The organism is Modestobacter sp. SYSU DS0511, assembly GCF_054050755.1.
On sequence record NZ_JBJGZY010000060.1, the window covers coordinates 1 to 18,604 of the forward strand.

Sequence of the window (18,604 nt, forward strand, 5' to 3'; positions counted from 1 at the left end):
CCCGGCGCGCCCCCCCCCCCCCCCCCCCCCCCCCCCCCCCCCCCCCCCCCCCCGCCCCCCCCCCCCGCCCCCCGCCCCCCCCCCCCCCCCCCCCCCCCCCCCCCCCCCCCCCCCCCCCCCCCCGGCGCGTTCAGGGCAGCAGCCGGGCGGCGGCCCGGTCCCACTCCTGCACCAGGTCGACCTCGTCCGGCGTGCGCAGCCACTGCTCCTCCAGACCGCCCATCACCGCGAGCAGCTGGCGGGCGGTCGACCCGGGGTGCCCGACGTGCCCGGTCAGCAGCCGGGTGAAGGTGGTCAGCACCCGGGCGTCCCGGTCGCGGAAGTACCCGTGCGCGGGGTGCCCCTCGAACAGCGACTCGGTGCGCAGCATCGAGTACAGCCGGACGATCTCCGGCTGGGTGGTGTTCCGGACGACGACCGCCCGCAGCACCGCCCGCGTCTCGGCCGGCGAGGAGCCGTCCAGGTCGTCCAGCCCCGCGCCGAGCTCGCCGGCGACGGCGGCGGCGTCCCGGCGGTCCCGGTCCTCCAGCAGCGCCACCAGCAGCTGCTCCTTCGAGCCGACGTGGTGCAGCAGCCCGGCGACGGTCAGCCCGCACGCGTCGGCGACCGTCTGCACGCTGAACCCGTAGAAGCCGCGCTGCCCGATGATCCGGGTGGCCTCGTCGAGGATCTGCCGGCGGCGCTGCTCCGGCGTCCACCGGCTGCCCGGTCCGCGCGGGCGGGCCTCAGCCAAGCGGGAGGACGACGGCCCGCGGGTCGGTCGCGTGCGCGCCCACCTGCAGTTCCACGTCGCCGACCTCGGGCAGCACCCGCTCGCGCCGGTCGTCGTCCCAGCGGGCCAGCGCCAGCAGGCTGACCGGCACCTCGACGGTGACCGATCCGCCGGCGGGGACGGCGACGCTGCGGAAGCCGACCAGCATCCGCTCGCCGGCGTAGCCGCCGGTGCGGGTACGGCCGTAGACCTGCACGACGTGCCGGCCGTCGCGGCCGCCGGTGTTGGTCACCGTCGCGGTGACCGCCGTGCCGTCGGCCGAGACGTCGTCGATGGTGAACGAGGTGTAGGACAGCCCGAAGCCGTGCGGGTACGCGGCCTCGACGCCGAGTCGGTCCAGCAGCCGCTGGCCGTGCCACCGGTCGTAGGTGATCGCGGTGGCGTCCCGGTCGAAGAAGGGCAGGTGCTCCTCGCTGGTCGGCACGCTGAACGGCAGCCGGCCGGCCGGCTCGGCGGCGCCGGTCAGCACGTCGCCGAGCGCCGGGCCGCCCTCCATGCCGGCGTACCACTGCAGCAGGACCGCCGGCACCTCGTGCCGCCACGCCTCGGTGAGCACCGGGCCGGCAGCGACGATCGAGACGACGGTGCGCGGGTTGGCCGCCGCCGTCGCCCGGATGACCTCCTCGTGCTCCGGGCGCAGCCGCAGCGAGTCGCGGTCGCCGCCGAAGCCGTCGCCGGCGGTCATCACCACCTCGTCGCCGGTGGCCCGCACGCCGTCCGGGCGGGGCGGGTACAGCGCCAGCAGGTCGGGGTTGTTCATGGTGTCCGAGCCGACGTACTCGCCCTCGTCCTCGGCGGTGAAGCCGGCGACGACGATCGCCACGTCGGCCTGCCGCGCCGCCTCGGCCGCGGCCGCCGGGTCGTCCTCGGCGACCAGGGTGACCCGGGCGCCGGGGAAGGCGGCGGTGATGCCCTCCAGCGGGGTCGTGCTGCTGGGCGGGCGGACGTCGGAGGAGCCGTGGTCGCCCTGGTTGACCTCGGTCGCCAGCCGGCCGATGACCGCGATCGACGTGACCGATGCCGGCTCGAGCGGCAGCACCGGTGCGCCGTCGACCGGCTCGTTGCGCAGCAGCACCATGGCGCGGGCGGCGACCTCGCGGGCCAGCGCGCGGGCGTCGTCGTCGGCCATCAGCCCGAGGCCGAAGTCGCCGTCCTCGCGGGCGGCGTAGGAGCGCAGCATCGCCGCGATCATCCGGACGCCGGACCGCTCGACCTGCTCCCAGCTGGTGGTGCCGTCCTCGAGCTGGCCGGGCAGGTGCTGGGCGCGCTGCTGGCGGAAGGGCTCCTCCAGGTCCAGGCCGGCGTTGAGCGAGGCGCCGGCGTCGCGCAGGCCCCAGATGAAGTCGCTGACGGTGATGCCCTCCCAGCCCCACTGGTCGCGCAGCACCTCGGTGAGCAGGTGCCGGTTCTGCCCGGCCCACTCGCCGTTGACCGAGTTGTAGGCGCTCATGATCGCGGCCACGCCCTCGTCGACGGTGCGCTTGAAGTGCGGCAGGTAGACGTCCTGCAGGGTCGCCTCGTCGATGGTGACGTCGACGGTGAAGCGGGCGTTCTCCATGGAGTTCAGCGCGTAGTGCTTGGCGCAGGCCATCACGTACCGCTGGGTGCCGCGGACCAGCGCCGCACCCATCTCGCCCAGGTGGAACGGGTCGTCGCCGTAGGTCTCCTGCGCCCGGCCCCAGGCGGGGTGGCGCAGCAGGTTGATGCAGACGCCGCCGAAGAAGTTGCCGCCGACGGCGCGCACCTCCCGGCCGATGACCTGGCCGACCCGCTCCTCGAGCTCGGGGTCCCAGGTGGCGCCGCGGGCCATGGAGACGGGAAAGGCGGTGCCGTTGCCGGAGACGCAGCCACGCGGCCCGTCGACGAACTGGGTGCCGGGGATGCCGAGGCGGGCGACGGCACCGTGCGGGATCGGCACGGTGTTGTAGCCACCGGTCAGCATCGCGAGGAAGCCGTCCCAGAACTCCCAGTCGCCGTCGAGCAGGCCGAGCCGCTCGTCCGGGGTCAGCTCGGCGAAGAGCCGCTGGGCCTCGGTCTGGACGTCGGCTCCGCCGCGGACGGCGGCAACTGCGGTGTCGAAGGGGGTGTGCTGAGCGTCGGTGCCCACGGGTCCTCGCTTACCTAGTGGTTTGTAGGTAGCGCCGACCCTAGTGGCCCTGGGCGGGCAGCGCGCGGTGCCGGTCGTCCGCCGGGAGACCAGTTCGGTCCGGGAGGAGCGGTTCCCGCGCGGGCCGGGTAGGGCGGTGATCCGCGAACAACCCACCCGCACCCCGCGGACGCGCCGGCCGCACGACCAGAACGCGGAGAACGAGGGCAACCCGCTGATCCGGACGATGCGGGGCACGGTGGGCCGGGAGAGCACCACCTTCGGCTTCTCGGCCACGGTCACCGCGGCGTTCGGGGCCCTCCAGGTGACGCAGGGATCGCCCGACCTGCCGCGGGTCTCCCTCTTCGCGGCCGGTGCCGTGGCGTCCTTCACCGTGCTGGAGGGCCTCCTCTCCAACGGCTTCCGGCAGGCCATGCCCCAGCACCGCACCCGGACGCTGACGGCGGGTCGTCGAGAGCCTGGAGGCGGCGCTGGCAGAGCGGATCGTCCGCTCCTCGGGTGAACACGGGGCCGACGAGGTCTCGGACCAGGGCCGCCCACCAAGTGCGTCCCGCGCTCAGGCCGGGCCCACCAGCCCGGCGACGATCTGCGCGGAGAGCGTGACCAGCGGCAGCCCGCCGCCGGGGTGCGCGGAGCCGCCGACGAGGAACAGCCCCGGCAGCGGGGAGGCGTTGCCCGGGCGCAGGAACGCCGCGCGGGCGCCGTTGCTCGACGTCCCGTAGATCGACCCGCCTGGGCTGGCCGTCTCCCGTTCCAGGTCGGCCGGGGTGCGCACCACCCGCCAGCGCACCCGTTCGCGCACGTCCAGCCCGCGGGCGGCCAGCACGTCGAGCACCCGGTCGGCCTGGACGTCGGCGAGCCCGGGGGCGGTCCAGTCGACGCCGCTGCCCGGTTCGGGGCCCGGTTCATGGCGAGGCGCGTTGACCAGCACGAACCACGACTCGCTGTCGGCGTCGGGTCGGGTGGCCGGGTCGTCGGGGGCGCTGACGTAGACGGTCGGGTCCTCGACCGGCCGCTTCGGGCCCCGCCTGCCGAACAGCGCGTCGAACTCGGCGTCGTAGTCGGCCGGGAAGAGCACGGTGTGGTGGGCCAGGCCGGGGGTGCGCCCGCGCAGGGCGAGCAGCAGCACCAGGCCCGACGACGACGGTGTGACCCGGCGCAGCGCGGCGCGTGGCCGGCGGGCCGGGGCGGTGGCGGGGAGCAGCTCGCGGTACAGGGCCGTGGCGTCGGCGTTGCTGACGACGACGTCGGCCGGCACCCGCTCGCCGTCGGCCAGCCGCACCCCGGCGGCCCGGCCGCCCTCGACGAGCACCTCGGCGACGGGGGAGCCGGTCCGCACGGTGGCGCCGCGCTCGACGGCCCGCTGCGCCACCGCCTCGACCAGCCGGCGCAGGCCGCCGGGGACGTACCAGGAGCCGAAGGCCTGCTCCGCGTACGGAACGGTGAGCAGCGCCGCGGGGGCCTGCCGCGGGTCGGAGCCGGAGTAGGTGGCGTAGCGGTCCAGCAGGATCCGCAGCCGCGGGTCGGACAGGTACCGCCCGCCCAGACCGCGCAGCGTGCGGCCGGGGGCGATGGTGCGCAGGTCGGCGGTGTTCCGGGCCAGCCGGAGCAGGGTGCCGGCGCCGGCCAGCGGAGAGCGCAGGAACGGTTGCTCGGTGGCCCGCCACATCGCCTCGGCCCGGTCGAGCAGGGCCGCCCACTGGGCGCCGGTTCCGGTGCCGAGCGCGGCGTCCAGCGCGGCGGGGATGCGCTCACGGCTGCCCGGGACGTCGACCGCCGTCCCGTCGGCGAAGCGGTAGGCGACCGCCGGGTCGAGCCGCTGGAGCTCCAGCACGTCGTCCAGCGGGGCGCCGGTGGCAGAGAACAGGTCGCGGAGGACCTGGGGGAGGGTGACCAGGCTCGGGCCGGTGTCGAAGCCGTGCCCGTCGCGTTCGAACCAGCCGAGCTTCCCGCCGATCACCGGTGCTCGCTCCAGCACGGTGACCGCATGGCCGGCCGCGGCGAGCCTGGCCGCGGCCGCCAGCCCGCCGAGCCCGGCGCCGATCACCACCACCCGGGCCACGCGCCCACGGTAGCCGCGGCGTCCGGCGGTCGCGTGTGCGCGATGAAGCACCCGATGGCGCGGACGAGAGGTGCTTCTTCGCGCAACCGCCGGAGGGGGAGGTCAGAAGTCGGCGTCGAGGTGGGCCAGCAGGGTGGCGGCGTCCCAGCTGGGCGGGGGCATGATCCGGCGGATGGTGAGCAGCGGCTGCGCCGGGTCGGTCGGATCGGCCAGCTGGAACGCCGCCCGGTAGCCCGCCGCCGCCACGTGGGTGAGCGTCTCCTGGTTCCACGTGCCGTGCGGGTAGGCGAGCAGGTCGACCGGGTGCCCGAGGACCTCCGCCAGGGTCTGCCGGGGCTGGTCCACCTGCTCGGCCCACTGGTCACCGGAGATGCGGTCCATCCGCTGGTGGTCCCAGCTGTGCGCGCCGATCGCCATCCCGGCGGCGCCGAGCTCGCGCAGCTGGTCGCTGCTGAGCCAGTTGGGCTTGTCCAGGACCACGGTCATCGGGAAGAACGCGCCGGGGAAGCCGAACTCGCGCAGCACCGGGAGCCCGACGGTGGCGTGGGTGGCCGAGCCGTCGTCGAAGGTGAGCAGCACGGAGCGGTCGGGGAGCGGGGTGCCGAACTGCAGGTGGTCGACGAGCGCGGGGGCGGAGACCGGGGTGTACCCGCCGTCCCGCAGCGCGCTCAGCTGGGCGCGGAAGGCGTCCGGCGGGGTGGTGATGCTGCGGGCGTAGGCGCCGTCCTCGGCGGTGTGCTCGCGTAGCTGGTGGAAGCAGAGCACCGGGACGGTGGAGCGGGCCAGGATCTCCTCCGCCGTGCCCGGGGTGGGCGGCGGCTCCTCGGTCGGGGTGGGCTCCGGCGTGGGGGAGGACGACGGGGTCGAGGTGGCCGATGACGTCGCCGGACCGTCCGCGCGTCGCGTCGTGCCGGAGCTGCACCCGGCGAGGGCGAGCGCGGCACCGGCGGCGAGGACGTGGCGTCTGTGCACCCGGTGAGCTTGGTGCCCGACGCCGGTGAGGGCAACGCACCGCGGTGGGGCAGTGGCCCCAGTCCATTTGTCCGCATGTCGACAAGGCGACGTGCAGACAGGCGGTGAGGTCAGCGGACGACCGATCAGAAGGGCGGCGGGTCGTCGGCCGGTTTCGGTGGGGGTTCAGGCTCGGCTGCCGGTTGGGGCTCCCGTGGTCGGAGGCCGGGTGGTCGGGTGGTGCGGGTGACCCCGCTCGGGGTGGTGACCTGCAGCGTGCCGTCGGGGGTCATGGCGAACCGCCAGCCGGGGGCGAAGGTCTTGAGCCGGTGGTGGCTGCGGCACAGGCAGCAGAGGTTGGCGCAGTCGGTCTCACCGCCGCAGGCGTGTGGGACGACGTGGTCGAGGTCGGCCCACCCCACGCGCTGCCCGCAGTTGGGGAAGCGGCAGCGCCGGTCGCGGGTCGTGACGAAGGCCCGTTGCCGCGCGGTGGGCTCGTAGCGCTCGGTGGGTGGTGGCGGGCCCAGCACCGGGCAGTCGCACGGTCCGTCGGGGTGCTGCGGGCAGCCGCGCTTGGCCAGCCGAGCCAGCTCCGCGGGAGTGACGGTGGCCAGCAGTTCGCCGTCGGGGCCGGTGATCGCGAACGTGAGGGTGCCGCCCTCAGGAGCGGTGAGCCCGAGAGCGCCGACCCGCGCCAGCAGGTCGCGCAGGTGGGCGGCGGTGATCGGCAGCCCCTTCACCTCACCCGGCGTCACCCCGCCCTCCAGCGCCTCCAGCGCAGCGGTGACCGCCAGGTTCGCCGCCACCAGCGGCAGGCCGTGATCGGCGGGCCGGCGGACCAGCGCCGACAGCACGTGGGTGCGCAGCGCCCCGATCGGCCGGGGGTCACCGTCGGCCTTGAGCATCCGCGCCAACTGGTCGAGCAGATCGTGGCACTCGGCGGCCTCGTCGCTGGGCAGGTCCGCGGCCAGCACCGACCGCCCGTCGGCGGCCGAGGGGTACAACCGCACGTCGGCGCTCTTCTCCGCCGCCGCCCGGCGCTCCTCGGCCGCGGCCGCATCGAACCGCAGCATGAGCTCGGTGGCGCGCTTGCCCAGCCCGGTCACCGACACGTCGGTCGCCTCACCCAGCAGCGCGTCCTCCACCCGCCGGGCGACCTCGGCACTGGTGTGCTGCAACGCGTCGGCGAGCTGCTGGGCGCGGCGCTCGTCGAGCTCACCGGCGCGCAGCGCGGCGAAGGTGGCCGGCAGCTTCCGCGCCCAGGTCAACGCCCGGGTCAGCCGGATGGCCGCGGTTCCCCGCCCCACGTTGAGCACGGTGGCCAGCTCGGCGGTGAAGAACTCACTCACCTCACCCTCGGCCGGCTGCGCGGTCCACCCCGCCCGCCGCGCACCGGGGTCTTCCGGCGCCGGGTCCGTCGAGGCGGGCCGCTGACCGGCCAGGCCCAGGATCAGCTCCGCCTCGTAGGCGGCGTCCCGGGCGCGGCGCTGCTGCACCCGCTGCAACTCCGCGGCCAGCTCCTCATCACTCAGCCACGCCGCCGGCAGCCGGGAGGGCTCGACAGGGTGCTCGAGCGTCCAGTCGAGCAACACCCCCTCGACCACGCTCGACCCACGCCTCCGCGACACGACCCGAACATACGTTCGAGGTACGACAGTTCCGGAGCGGCGGCGCACCCCCGGCGTGCGACGTTCGGCCCGCGAAGCAGGAGGCCCGGCATGCTCGATCACCTGGGAGGCCAGGTCGCCGACGCCGACGCCGACGCCGACGCCGACGCCGACGCCGACGCCGACGCCGATGCCGATGCCGACGCCGACGCCGACGCCGACGCCGACGCCGACGCCGACGCCTGACGTGCGGTACCCGAAGCGCTGAGCCCGGGTCGTCGCGGGTCAGCGGTAGACGACGTCCACGCTGCTGAACGCGCCCAGGGCGTGGTCGGCGACGAAGAACTCGTGGTCGCGGCGGACCCGGTCGGCCGCCTCCTCGGCGAACCGCAGCACGTCGTCGACGAAGAGGTCGTGCCCACCGATGGCGGTCAGGATGGCCGGCTCCACGTCGTAGTCGACGTTGCCGGTCTCGTCGGACATCGCGTGGGTGTGCGCCAGCACCTTGCCGCAGATCTCCGCGTAGTCCTTCCACTCGTCCGTCGACAGCGACGAGAGGCTGAGGTCGTCCCGGAACGGCGCCCGCTCCCGGGACATGAAGCTCTCCCCGTCGATGTCGACGCTGCCGTAGAAGACGTCGCCGTTGACCAGGTGCACCCGCTGGGCGTGCCGGATCCGGTCGCCCTGCTTGTCGACCTCGTACCCCGAGGGCGGCGCCAGCCCGGCCAGCGCGGACCGCCGGGCCCGCTTGAACTCGAGCAGCAGGTCGTCGGTGCCGTCGTCGCGCACGCCGGCGATCAGCACGTAGTAGCGGGTCAGGCCCAGGGACGCCGTCCCCGCGTTCCGCCGCTCCGCGACGTCCTTCACCCGCATCTGCCCCGCACGCTCGGGCACCGGGATCTCGTTCTCGGCGACGAAGCGGTCGACGATCCCCTGGAACTCGGCCCGCCGGCTGCGGATCGGCACGATCTCCTCGTCGGTGCGGAACCCGCTGAGCGTCTCGTCGAGCAGGTCCTCGGCCAGCCAGTCGGCCCGGCCGCGCTCCAGCGTGCTGCGGATCAGGTCGGCGATCAACGGTGGGGCGTTGTCCAGCCGCACCTGCTCGGTCTCCTCCTGCCCGTCGTGGGCGTAGGAGGCGATGCCGGCGACGTACCCGCGGACGAAGCGCTCGGCGATCGCCCGCTGCTTCTTGCGCCCCTTGCCGCCCTTCTCCTCGGCGGCGAGCTGGAAGCCGACCGCGCCGCGCTTGAGGTCCCAGGTGAACGGGGCGTAGTAGGCGTCGTCGAAGTCGTTGACCCCGAAGATCGGCACGTTGTCCGAGCTGGGCATCACGCCGAAGTTGCCCGGGTGCACGTCGCCCAGGCACAGCACCGTGGGCAGCCGCGCGTCCTCGCCGGCCAGGTCCCGGTAGAAGAGCAAGTTGGTGCCGCGGAAGAACTGGAAGGCCGAGCCGGCGAGCTTGTCGAACTTCTCCCGGGCCTCCAGGTCGCCGGTGGCGATCCGCTGCTCGTGGTCCTCGCGCACCGTCTCGCGGACGTGCACCCGGCGGTCGTCGCCGGTGAGCATCCGGGGGATCAGCACCATCTCACCGCGCGCCCGCGCCTCGGCGAGCGCCCGGAAGGCGTCGACCCGGGAGGCCACCGCCTGGGCGCCGTCGCCCCGGACGGTGCCGTCGCCCCGGACGGCCCCGTCGCCCCGGACGGTGCCGTCGCCCCGGACGGCGCCGTCGGCCGGCCCGTCCGCCGCCGATGCGGACGACGGCGCCGCTCGCCGCTGCCGGAGCTCGGTGAGCAGTTGCTGCTTGCTCATCGACGAGCGGCCGGGGATGTCCTGCTCACGGGCCCGGCGGATGAGCTCGGACCGGGGGGCATCGGCGAGGTCGGTGTCCATGCCCCGTCGCCTACCCGCGGCCTCCCCAGGGGCCAAACGCCTGTCATCAGACCGTCAGATGGCCGGAGCCGCCCGGTCCGTGCTCAGCCGCCGCAGGGGCAGGTGGCTCAGGGCACGTCCCGCCGGCTGAACAGGACGACGCCTGCGCTCACCACGAGCGCGGTGACGACGGTCAGGAAGATGCCGCTCTGCAGGTGGGTGAGCAGGTACTCGGTCATCTGCCAGACGATGTTGCCCTGCGCGTCGACCGTCTCACCCTGGTCGACGATCAGGGAGAGCCCGTCGGGGAGGGCCAGCGCCGTCACGTTGTTGGTGATCAGCCACGGCTGCCATTCCGGCCGCAGCGCGCGGACGGCGGTCTCCACCACCAGCACGTAGATGAACGCGGTGCCCAGCGCGGCGCCGGTGTTGCGCACCAGGTTGGTCAGCCCGAAGCCGAGCAGCCCGGCGAACAGGGTCAGCAGCACCGCGCGGCCCTGGGCGCCGACCACGTCGGACCAGAAGCCGTCGGGCAGGTCCCGGCCGTCGCCGACGAGGGCCTGCCAGATGCCGGCCATCGCCAGCCAGGCGACCTGCGCGACCACGCCGAGCACCACCGAGGCGGCGGCGACGACCGCTGCCTTGGCACCCAGCACCCGGGACCGCCGCGGCTCCCAGAACAGCAGGTTGGTCATCGACCGGCTCGACCACTCCGCACCGACGAACGTGGCGCCGACGAGGAAGGCCAGCGCCGCCGCGAGCAGGCCGAGGACGGCCGCACCGGTCGGGCCCTGCTCCGCGAGGGAGAACGGGGGCGGTTGGATGAACCACTCGATCGAGAAGTCGGACTCCTGGACGGGCGGGCCGCACCACTCCTCGGGCGTCACCCCGGTGTCGGCCGGCTGCTGTGCCAGGCACTCGGCGCGCCCCTCGATCGCGAGCTCGACCTGCTCCTGCCGCTGCTGCTCCGCCGCGGCGAGCCGCTCCGGCGTGGGCGAGGACCAGTTGAGCAGCCCGACCACCAGCGCGCCGACCCAGACCAGCGCGGCCGTGAGCAGCAGGAGCCGGATGAACCGGCGGGCGGTGAACCGGTGGAACTCCGCACGCAGCAGCCCGCCGAACCGGCCCGCGGGGACGGCCGGCCGGCCGGCCTGTGGCGGGGTCTGGACGGCGCTCATGCCCGCTCCGCCGTCAGCGCGAGGAACGCGCTCTCCAGGTCTGCGGTCATCGGGGTCAGCTCCTCCAGCCAGTGTCCGGACTCGGCCAGCAGCCGGGTCACCTGCGCCGGTGCGGCGACCGCGTGCACCAGCAGGCCGCCCTCCGGCGCCGGCGCCACCCGGTAGCCGGCGGCGGTGAGCACCGCGGCGGCGGCCGCGGGGTCGGGCACGCGCACCCGGACGTCGGGGGCCCCGGCGCCGGCCAGCACCTCGTGCACCGGGCCGGAAGCGATGCACCGGCCCCGGGCCATGATCGACACCGAGTCGGCGACCTGCTGGATCTCCGACAGCAGGTGCGAGCTGATCAGCACCGTCGTCCCCTCCCGGCCGAGCCGCCGGACGAGCTCCCGGACGTCACGCATGCCGCTGGGGTCCAGCCCGTTGCCCGGCTCGTCGAGCACCAGCAGCTGCGGCGCCTTGAGCAGCGCGGCGGCGATGGCCAGGCGCTGCTTCATGCCGAGGGAGTAGCCGGCGAACCGGTCGTCGGCGCGCTCGCGCAGCTCGACGACCTCGAGCACCTCCTCGACCCGGGTGCGGGGCAGCCCGGCGGTCTCGGCCAGCAGCCGGAGGTTCCGCCGGCCGGTGAACCCGGGGAAGAACAGCGGTGTCTCGACGAGCGCGCCCACGCTGCCGATCACCTCGGGCAGCCCGCCGGGCACCGGCCGGCCGAGCAGCCGCACCTCGCCGCTGTCGGGCCGGACCAGGCCGAGCGCGACCCGGATCATCGTCGTCTTGCCGGAGCCGTTGGGCCCCAGCAGCCCGTGCACGCCGCCGTCGCCGACGACCAGGTCCAGGCCGTCCAGCGCACGCTGCGGGGGTCGCCCGCGCCGGGCGTAGGTCTTGGCGACCGCGTGCATCTCGAGGGCGGGCACGGGCGGCTCCTGAGCTGGGGGGACGGGCGGGAGCACCGTGGCACAGCCGACGGCCGGGTGGGGGATTCCGCGCCGCACCGGTCCGCATCGTGACCGCAGCTGGCAGGCTGCCCGGGTGGTCTCCCTGCCTGCGCTCGCCCGCCGTGCCGACGCCGCCCTGCGCGCCCTGCTCTCCCGGTGGGCTCGCCGGGCGGGCTGGACCCCCGCCGTGCTCGCCCACCCCGGCTACGGCAGCGACGGGCGGGCGCGGGTGCTCGGCCGGGTGCTGCTCGCCCCGGGCGGCGCCCATCCGGAGGACCGCCGCGCGGTGCCCGGCTGGCAGCGCTTCCTCACCCTGGAGAGCCCGCGCACCGAGGTCACCGTGGAGCTGGCCGGGCAGTGGCACGTGGTCCGCAGCGACGACGACGGGCTGCTCGACGTCACCCTCGATGTGCCGCTGCCCGACACGGGCTCGGTCCCCGTGCTGCTGCGCGCCGGTGAGCGGGAGTCGCGTTCGGTGGTGCACCTGGCCTCGGCGGACGCCGCCCGGGGCGTGGTCTGCGACATCGACGACACGGTTCTCGTCACCGGCATCTCGACGCCGTTGCGGGCTGCGTGGCGCACGTTCGTCAAGCCGATGAGCGGGCGCCGGGCGGTGCCGGGGATGGCGCGGCTGCTGCGGGAGCTGACCGCGGGCGACCCGCACGTCCCGGTCGTCTACCTGAGCAACGGGCCGTGGAACCTGGCCGGCCCGCTCACCCGGTTCATCGAGCGCGCCGGCCTGCCGCCCGGCGCCCTGCTGCTCACCGACTGGGGGCCGCGGCCGGACCGCTGGTTCCGCGACGGTCAGGCGCACAAGCGGGGCCAGTTGCGCCGGCTGGCCGACGACATCCCCGGTGTGGCCTGGTCGCTCGTCGGGGACACCGGGGAGCACGACCCGGCGTTGTACACCGAGCTCGCGACCGAGCAGCCCGAGCGGGTGCGGCGGATCCTGCTGCGCGACGTCGAGCAGGAGGAGACCAGGGTCGAGCGGGTCGGGCAGGTGCCGGTGGTCTACGCCCCGGACGGCGATGCGCTCGCCGCGGCCCTGCCGGCGGTCTGACGGCCGAACAGCCCGGCCAGCGCGGCGTCGGAGGCGGCCAGCGCATCGCGGTCGAAGGTGCTGCTGGAGGCGACCACCTCCGCCGCGTCGGTGCGTTCGACCAGTGCGACCAGCCGCTCCGCGACCTGCTCGGCGGTGCCGGCGATAGCCCCGGCGGCCGTCTGCTCGACGTACTGCCGCTGGCGCGCGGTCCAGTCGTGCGCCCGGATCGCGGCCACCGGCTCCAGCGGTGGGAAGGCGCCGGTCGTGCGGGCCTGCGCCATGGCCCAGGCCTCGGGCAGCAGCAGGTCCCGCGCCTCCGTCGCCGTGTCGGCGACGACGACGTCGAGGCTGATCGCCACCCGCGGCTCCGGCGCCTGCTCGCTCGGCCGGTAGCTGCGCCGGTAGGCGGCGAGCGCGGCGAGCCCGGGCGCCGGGTCGCCGGCCACGCCCAGCAGCGGCCCGCCGACGATCACCGGCAGGCCGAGCTCGGCGGCCACCTGCAGGCCGCGGCCGGTGGCCAGCACGGTCATCGGCACCTCGGCCGCCGGGCGCGGGTGCACGGTCACCTCCGCCGTCCCGGTGAGGAAGGCGCGCAGCTCGGCCAGGTCGGCGGCGAAGTCGCGCTCGCCCGCCGACCGCAGCGCCCGGCGCACCGGTGGGGTGAAGCCGGGGGAGCGGCCGAGCCCGAGGTCGACCCGGCCCGGTGCCAGCGCCGACAGCATCGCGAACTGCTCGGCCACGACCAGCGGCTGGTGGTGGGGCAGCATGACGCCGGCCGAGCCGATCCGCAGCGTCGTCGTCCGGCCCGCGATGGCGGCGAGCAGCACGGCGGGTGCGGCACTGGCCACCCCGGGCACGCCGTGGTGCTCGGCGACGAAAAACCGGTCGTAGCCCAGCCGCTCGGCGGTGACCGCCCGATCGACGGTGCGGGTCACCCCGGCGGCGTCCGGCTCGCCGGCGCGGGTGCGCGAGCGGTCCAGCAGCGACAGCCGCATCAGAACGCGTACCGGACGCGCAGCCAGGGCGCGTGCTCGCCGATCAGCTGCTGGAGCCGGGTGACGCCGGCCCGCTTCACGTCGGCGCGGTAGCGGACGTTGCGCTGGCCGTTCTGGCTGACCTTGGGCTCCTGCAGCTCCGGGCGCCAGAGGAGCTCCTCGGCGCGCGGGTGCCAGCCGAGGTTGACCTCGTGCAGGCCCTCGTTGTGGGTCAGCATGATCACCTCGGCGGCGGCCTGGGCCTTCGCGGCGGGCGAGAGCTCGTCGTCCAGCTGCTGCAGCAGCGCCGTCCAGTCGGCCACCCAGCCCTCGCGCAGCACGACGGGGGAGAGGTTGAGGTGCACCTCGTAGCCGGCGGCGACGAAGTCGTCGACGGCGGCGATCCGTTCGGCGACCCGGCTGGTGCGCACGTCCAGCAGCTTCGCGTCGGCATCGGGCATCACCGAGAAGCGGATGCGGGTGCGGCCGGCCGGGTCCAGGTTCAGCAGGTCGCGGTTGACGTACTTGGTGGCGAAGGACGCCTTCGCCGTCGGCAGCTCGCGGAAGGTGGCGACCAGGTCGGCGACGTTGTCGCTGACCACCGCGTCGACCGAGCAGTCGCCGTTCTCGCCGATGTCGTAGACCCAGCTGTCCCGGTCGCACTGGTTCGGCTCGGTCTTCGTCCCCTGCCGCACGACGTGCCGGCGCACCGCCGCGGTGATCTGGTCGATGTTGGTGAACACGGTGATGGGGTTGGCGTAGCCTTTGCGGCGGGGCACGTAGCAGTAGGCGCAGGCCATCGCGCAGCCGTTCGCGGTCGAGGGCGCGATGAAGTCCGCCGAGCGCCCGTTCGGGCGGGTGGTCAGCGTCTTCTTCACCCCCAGCACCAGGGTCTCGGACTTGACCCGCACCCAGCGCTCCACGTTGCCGGCGTTGCCGTGCAGCTCCGGCAGCTGCCAGTGCGAGGCCACCTCGACGACCTCGGCGCCGGGGAACCGGGCGAGCACCTGGCGGCCGCGGGGGGAGGCGGCGGCCGCGGGCTCGGCGTAGACGGTGCGCACCTGCAGCAGCCGGTTCTCCACGGGGATCTCCGCCGGGACCACGTCGTCGAACAGCGTCAGCGCGTCGGTCACGCCAGGTGCAGCACGGTGGCCGGGGGCGCCATTCCGGGGCCGGGTGTGGCGGACCCCCTAGGCTCCTCCCCGCCCTGCCCCCAGACCTGGAGGTCACCTGTGCTGGCCAGCATCGGTTACGCCGTCGCCTACACCGCCGTCGGCATCGCGCTGCTGTTCGTCGGCGCGCTCGCCCTCGACCTGCTGACCCCCGGCCGGCTGGCCAAGCACATCTACGAGGAGCGCTCGGTCAACGCCGGGATCGCCCTGGCGGCCGGCTTCCTCGGGCAGGGGGCGATCGCGTTCACCACGATCTGGACCAACGCCACCAGCGGGTTCGGCCGGGCGCTGGCCTACACCGTGGTGTTCGGCCTGCTCGGCGTGCTGCTGCAGGTGCTGGCCTTCCTGCTGCTGGACGTGGTCACGCCCGGCCGGCTGGGCCACCACCTCACCGGGGTCGACTTCCACCCCGCCAGCCTGGTCTCCGCCGGCTCCACCCTCGCGGTCTCGGCGATCATCGTCGCGTCGATCTGGCCCTGAGCGTCGATCCGGCCCTGCGCCGGCCGGCGGCCGGTCGTCGTCGCCAGCAGCACCCCGGCGACCACGACGGCGCCGCAGCCGAGCTCCACGGCTGAGGTGGCGTCGCCCAGCGCCGACCAGGAGACGCCGATGCCGACCACCGGCACCAGCATCGAGAACGGCGCGACCGTGCTCGAGGGGTGCCGGGCCATCAGCGCCGTCCAGATCCCGGAGCCGAGCAGCGTGGCCACCACGACGGTGTAGAGCAGCCCGGCCAGGGCGAGCAGCCCCTGGGTGCTGCCCAGCGTGGTGAACGACCGGGTGATCGCCGCCGGTCCCTCGGCCACGAGCGAGACCGCCAGCATCGGCAGTGGGGGCACCACGCTCATCCAGAGGGTCAGCTTCAGCGGCTCGGACGCCCGGGCCTGCCGGGTGCACAGGTTGCCCAGCGCCCAGCCCAGCCCGCCGCACAGGGTCAGCACGACCGGCAGTGCCAGCGCGGCCCCGCCCATCTCGGCCCGGTGGAGGGCGATCCCACCGAGGCCGGCCACGGCGATGCCGACACCGGTGAGCTGGCGGGCGGTGAGCCGCTCGCGCAGCAGCACGCCGGCCAGCAGCACGGTGAACGGGGCCGAGGACTGCAGCACCAGCGAGGCCAGGCCGGTGGGCATCCCGGTGTCCATCGCCAGGTACAGGAAGAGGAACTGCAGGACGCCGAAGCCGGTGCCGTAGCCGATCAGCCAGCGCAGCGGGACGTCGGGCCGCGGCACGAAGAGCAACGTCGGGACGGCGAGCAGCGCGAACCGCAGGGCGACCAGGGCGAAGGGCGGGAACTGCTCCAGCGACAGGTGGATGGCGCTGAAGTTCACGCCCCACAGCACGGCGACGAGGCAGGCCAGCAGGCGGTCGCGGAGGGGCACGGGTCCAGCGTGCCGCTCAACGGCGTCCAGCTCCAGTGAATGGTCCTTGACGGTTCGTTCAGCATTGCTGCATGGACCTGCGGTCGCTCGAGACGCTGCGCGCCGTCCGCAGCCGCGGTGGGGTCACCGCGGCCGCCGCGGTGCTGCACCTGACGCCGTCGGCGGTGTCCCAGCAGCTGGCCGCGCTCACCGTGGAGCTGGGCGTGCCGCTCACCGAGCGGGTGGGCCGCGGGCTGCGGCTCACCCCGGCCGGAGCGGCGCTGGCCGACGCCGCGGTCGACGTCGCCGAGGCGGTCGAGCGGGCCCGCGCGGCCTGCCAGGCGTTCGCCGAGCGGCCGGTCGGGACGGTGCGGGTCTCGGCGTTCCAGAGCGGCGCCCAGCTCCTCTTCCCGCGGCTGCTGGGCGCGGTGGCCGCGCTCGACGGGATCACCCTGGAGTGCGCCGACGAGGACGTGGCGCTCGCCGACTTCCCCGACCTCGCGGACCGCTTCGACGTGGTGGTCGCGCACCGGCCCGACGGCGCCGCCGACTGGGCCAGCGGGGTGCGGGTCGTGCCGCTGTTCCGTGAGCCGCTGGACGTCGCGGTCGGCGCCGACCACCGGCTGGCCGACCGGTCCGCCGTCGCCCCGGAGGAGCTGGCGGGCGAGGCGTGGATCACCGTGCGCGAGGGCTTCCCGGTGGCGCCGGTGATGGCGGCGGTGGCCGCCGGGTCGGGGGCCGCGCCGCACATCGCGCACCGGATCAACGACTTCGCGGTGGCCTCGGCGATGGTGGCCGCCGGGCACGGCATCTCGCTGCTGCCCCGGCACACCACCTCACCGGTGCCGGGCCTGCGGCTGCTCCCGCTGACCGGTGTGCCGGCCGGACGGCGGGTCGAGGCGCTGCTCCGTCCCGACCGGGCCGAGCGGCGGGTGGTGGCCCGGGTGCTCGAGGTGCTGCGCGCCGTCGCCACGGAGATCGACCGCGGCGCCGGGTGAACCGGCCGGGTCGGTCAGCGGGCGACCCGGTCGGCCAGCTGTTTGGCGTCGACCAGGGACAGCGCCGGCTCGGCCCGGCGCAGCGCCACGACGGCGGCCACGCCCTCGGGTGACCCCGCCTCGGCGATCACCCGGCGCGCCCACGCCTCGTCGACGTGACCGGGCACCGGGCGGGGGGTGGTGGAGCTGCGGCGGAACCACCACAGCCAGTACGCGGCGAGCAGGGCGAAGACCACCGCCCACCCCACGTTCCCGGCCACCGCCGAGGTGACCGCCGCGGCGCCGCAGCCCACGGCCAGCAGCAGCGGCACCCCGCGGTGGACGAGCGGGGACGCCAGGAACCTGGTCGGGGTCTGTGGCACGGGCGGCATGCTGCCAGCCGGCGCCTCCGGGTGGGGCGTCCTCACCCGTCCGGGCGGGTCGCCTGTGTGGGTGGTCCGGTGCCGGGGGATGCTCCGAGTGTCCCCGTCCCCCGACCGAAGAGGCTGCATGAGGTGGAGGCGGGGTGCGCCGGAGGTGGCGACCGCCCGGCTGGCCGGCCCCGTCATCGGGCTGCTCTACGCGCTCGGTGGCCTGGTCGTGCTGGCGGTGGTCGTGCTGCCCGGAGGTGCGGACCGGTCGGCGTCCCCGGTGATGACCGCGATCGGGCCGGGGGCGGTGCTCGCCGGTGTGGCGCTGATCCGGTGGGGCCGGTCGCTGCCGCGCCCCGCGCTCCCCGTCGCCGTCCTGGTGGGCACCGCGCTGATCACCGCCGTGGTCGCCGTGGCGCCGGACACCAACGCCGCGATGGCGCTGGCCGGGATCTACTCCTTCGTCGCGGTCGCCGCCTTCTTCCTGTTCGCCCCGTTGGTGGCGCTGGCCTACCTGCTCCTCGCGATGACCGCCTGCGCCGTCGTCCTCTCCAGCCGCGGGCTGCCGCCGGGGTCGGTGGTCGCGGTCGCCCTGGTCACGGCGACCATCGCCCTGGTGGTGGCCGTGCTGGTGCGGCAGGCCTCGTGGGCCAGCGTCGACGCGCTCACCGGGCTGGCCAACCGCCGTGGGTTCGACGACGCCCTGGACGAGGCGCTGCGGGTCGCCGTCCGGTCGGGGGAGGAGTTCTCCGTGGCGCTGGCCGACCTCGACGACTTCAAGACCGTCAACGACGAGCAGGGCCACGCCGCCGGCGACGAGCTGCTGTGCACGGTGGCCGACAGCTGGCTGCCGCTGCTGCCGCGGGGCGCCGTGCTGGCCCGGCACGGCGGCGACGAGTTCGCCCTGCTGCTGCCCGCCTGCCCCGGCCCGGCGGCGTTGCGGTTCGTGGAGCGGCTCCGGGCGGCGAGCACCCGCGTCCCGCTGTCGGTCGGCGTCGCCGAGCACCGGGCCGGGGAGCAGGCGTCGCACGTGATGCGCCGGGCCGACGCCGCCCTCTACCGGGCCAAGGAGGCCGGCCGGGGTCGCAGCGAGCTCGACCGCTGAACCGCCCCGCGGCTCAGGAGGCCTGATCGTGGGGGGGGGGGGGGGGGGGGGCGGTGGGGGGGGGGGGGGGGGGGGGGGGGGGGGGGGGGGGGGGGGGGGGGGGGGGGGGGGGGGGGGGGGGGGGGGG

General features: G+C 75.5%; 17 protein-coding genes and 1 pseudogene. 6 read left to right on the forward strand and 12 right to left on the reverse strand.

Annotated features, from left to right (window positions below; all coding sequences use genetic code 11):
- Window positions 1-130: 130 nt before the first annotated feature.
- Together ACI783_RS19115 and ACI783_RS19120 are read right to left on the reverse strand one after the other, a co-directional pair.
- Window positions 131-733 carry a TetR/AcrR family transcriptional regulator gene (locus tag ACI783_RS19115; protein WP_457141916.1) on the reverse strand — a complete coding sequence of 201 codons (603 nt, stop codon included), beginning with the start codon at window positions 731-733 and terminating at the stop codon, window positions 131-133.
- Complete coding sequence (locus tag ACI783_RS19120; RefSeq protein ID WP_457141917.1) at window positions 726-2,879, reverse strand: beta-glucosidase; 2,154 nt, start codon at window positions 2,877-2,879, stop codon at window positions 726-728. Before ACI783_RS19120 ends, ACI783_RS19115 begins: the two co-directional genes overlap by 8 nt.
- A gap of 67 nt (window positions 2,880-2,946) precedes the next feature.
- Here ACI783_RS19120 and ACI783_RS19125 point away from each other — a divergent pair, with 67 nt between their 5' ends.
- Window positions 2,947-3,381 (forward strand): hypothetical protein, encoded by a 435-nt coding sequence (locus ACI783_RS19125; protein ID WP_457141918.1) that lies wholly within the window; start codon window positions 2,947-2,949, stop codon window positions 3,379-3,381.
- A 54-nt stretch (window positions 3,382-3,435) separates the two neighbouring features.
- On the opposite strand, the gene ACI783_RS19130 is transcribed toward ACI783_RS19125, so the two are convergent.
- The 3 genes from ACI783_RS19130 to ACI783_RS19140 all read right to left on the reverse strand — a co-directional run bounded on the left by ACI783_RS19130 (window position 3,436) and on the right by ACI783_RS19140 (window position 7,520).
- The gene (locus tag ACI783_RS19130) at window positions 3,436-4,941 is read right to left on the reverse strand and encodes a phytoene desaturase family protein (RefSeq protein WP_457141919.1); all 1,506 of its coding nucleotides are present in this window, start codon (window positions 4,939-4,941) and stop codon (window positions 3,436-3,438) included.
- A 102-nt stretch (window positions 4,942-5,043) separates the two neighbouring features.
- Complete coding sequence (locus tag ACI783_RS19135) at window positions 5,044-5,913, reverse strand: polysaccharide deacetylase family protein (RefSeq protein ID WP_457141920.1); 870 nt, start codon at window positions 5,911-5,913, stop codon at window positions 5,044-5,046.
- 125 nt (window positions 5,914-6,038) lie between these two features.
- Entirely contained in the window at window positions 6,039-7,520 is a 1,482-nt protein-coding gene (locus ACI783_RS19140) for a DUF222 domain-containing protein (protein WP_457141921.1), read from the reverse strand.
- Window positions 7,521-7,610: 90 nt separating this feature from the next.
- Here ACI783_RS19140 and ACI783_RS19145 point away from each other — a divergent pair, with 90 nt between their 5' ends.
- Complete coding sequence (locus tag ACI783_RS19145) at window positions 7,611-7,745, forward strand: hypothetical protein (protein ID WP_457141922.1); 135 nt, start codon at window positions 7,611-7,613, stop codon at window positions 7,743-7,745.
- A gap of 39 nt (window positions 7,746-7,784) precedes the next feature.
- On the opposite strand, the gene ACI783_RS19150 is transcribed toward ACI783_RS19145, so the two are convergent.
- The 3 genes from ACI783_RS19150 to ACI783_RS19160 form a co-directional block, all read right to left on the reverse strand.
- Complete coding sequence (locus ACI783_RS19150) at window positions 7,785-9,389, reverse strand: DUF2252 domain-containing protein (RefSeq protein WP_457141923.1); 1,605 nt, start codon at window positions 9,387-9,389, stop codon at window positions 7,785-7,787.
- Between the two features lie 107 nt (window positions 9,390-9,496).
- Entirely contained in the window at window positions 9,497-10,546 is a 1,050-nt protein-coding gene (locus ACI783_RS19155) for a hypothetical protein (RefSeq protein ID WP_457141924.1), read from the reverse strand.
- Entirely contained in the window at window positions 10,543-11,457 is a 915-nt protein-coding gene (locus ACI783_RS19160) for an ABC transporter ATP-binding protein (protein WP_457141925.1), read from the reverse strand. The genes ACI783_RS19155 and ACI783_RS19160 overlap by 4 nt, the downstream gene beginning before the upstream one ends.
- A 115-nt stretch (window positions 11,458-11,572) precedes the next feature.
- On the opposite strand from ACI783_RS19160, the gene ACI783_RS19165 reads away from it, so the two are divergent.
- Window positions 11,573-12,538 carry an App1 family protein gene (locus ACI783_RS19165; RefSeq protein WP_457141926.1) on the forward strand — a complete coding sequence of 322 codons (966 nt, stop codon included), beginning with the start codon at window positions 11,573-11,575 and terminating at the stop codon, window positions 12,536-12,538.
- On the opposite strand, the gene ACI783_RS19170 is transcribed toward ACI783_RS19165, so the two are convergent.
- On the reverse strand, window positions 12,490-13,515 hold the full coding sequence (locus tag ACI783_RS19170; protein ID WP_457141927.1) for an MsnO8 family LLM class oxidoreductase: 1,026 nt from the start codon (window positions 13,513-13,515) through the stop codon (window positions 12,490-12,492). The two genes, ACI783_RS19165 and ACI783_RS19170, sit on opposite strands and share 49 nt — an antisense overlap.
- The gene (locus ACI783_RS19175; RefSeq protein ID WP_457141928.1) at window positions 13,515-14,627 is read right to left on the reverse strand and encodes a spore photoproduct lyase family protein; all 1,113 of its coding nucleotides are present in this window, start codon (window positions 14,625-14,627) and stop codon (window positions 13,515-13,517) included. The genes ACI783_RS19170 and ACI783_RS19175 overlap by 1 nt, the downstream gene beginning before the upstream one ends.
- 99 nt (window positions 14,628-14,726) lie before the next feature.
- Between ACI783_RS19175 and ACI783_RS19180 the strand changes: the two genes are divergently transcribed.
- Window positions 14,727-15,146 (forward strand): DUF350 domain-containing protein, encoded by a 420-nt coding sequence (locus tag ACI783_RS19180; protein WP_457085169.1) that lies wholly within the window; start codon window positions 14,727-14,729, stop codon window positions 15,144-15,146.
- 50 nt (window positions 15,147-15,196) lie between these two features.
- Here ACI783_RS19180 and ACI783_RS19185 read toward each other — a convergent pair.
- Window positions 15,197-16,045 (reverse strand): annotated as a pseudogene (locus ACI783_RS19185) (EamA family transporter); the annotation flags it as partial.
- A gap of 71 nt (window positions 16,046-16,116) precedes the next feature.
- On the opposite strand from ACI783_RS19185, the gene ACI783_RS19190 reads away from it, so the two are divergent.
- Window positions 16,117-17,022 (forward strand): LysR family transcriptional regulator, encoded by a 906-nt coding sequence (locus ACI783_RS19190; protein ID WP_457141929.1) that lies wholly within the window; start codon window positions 16,117-16,119, stop codon window positions 17,020-17,022.
- Window positions 17,023-17,036: 14 nt separating this feature from the next.
- Here the strand turns inward: ACI783_RS19190 and ACI783_RS19195 are convergent, their stop codons facing one another.
- Window positions 17,037-17,384 (reverse strand): hypothetical protein, encoded by a 348-nt coding sequence (locus ACI783_RS19195; protein ID WP_457141930.1) that lies wholly within the window; start codon window positions 17,382-17,384, stop codon window positions 17,037-17,039.
- Between the two features lie 127 nt (window positions 17,385-17,511).
- On the opposite strand from ACI783_RS19195, the gene ACI783_RS19200 reads away from it, so the two are divergent.
- Window positions 17,512-18,477, forward strand: coding sequence for a diguanylate cyclase domain-containing protein (locus ACI783_RS19200; RefSeq protein ID WP_457141931.1), 966 nt, complete (start codon window positions 17,512-17,514; stop codon window positions 18,475-18,477).
- Window positions 18,478-18,604: the final 127 nt, after the last annotated feature.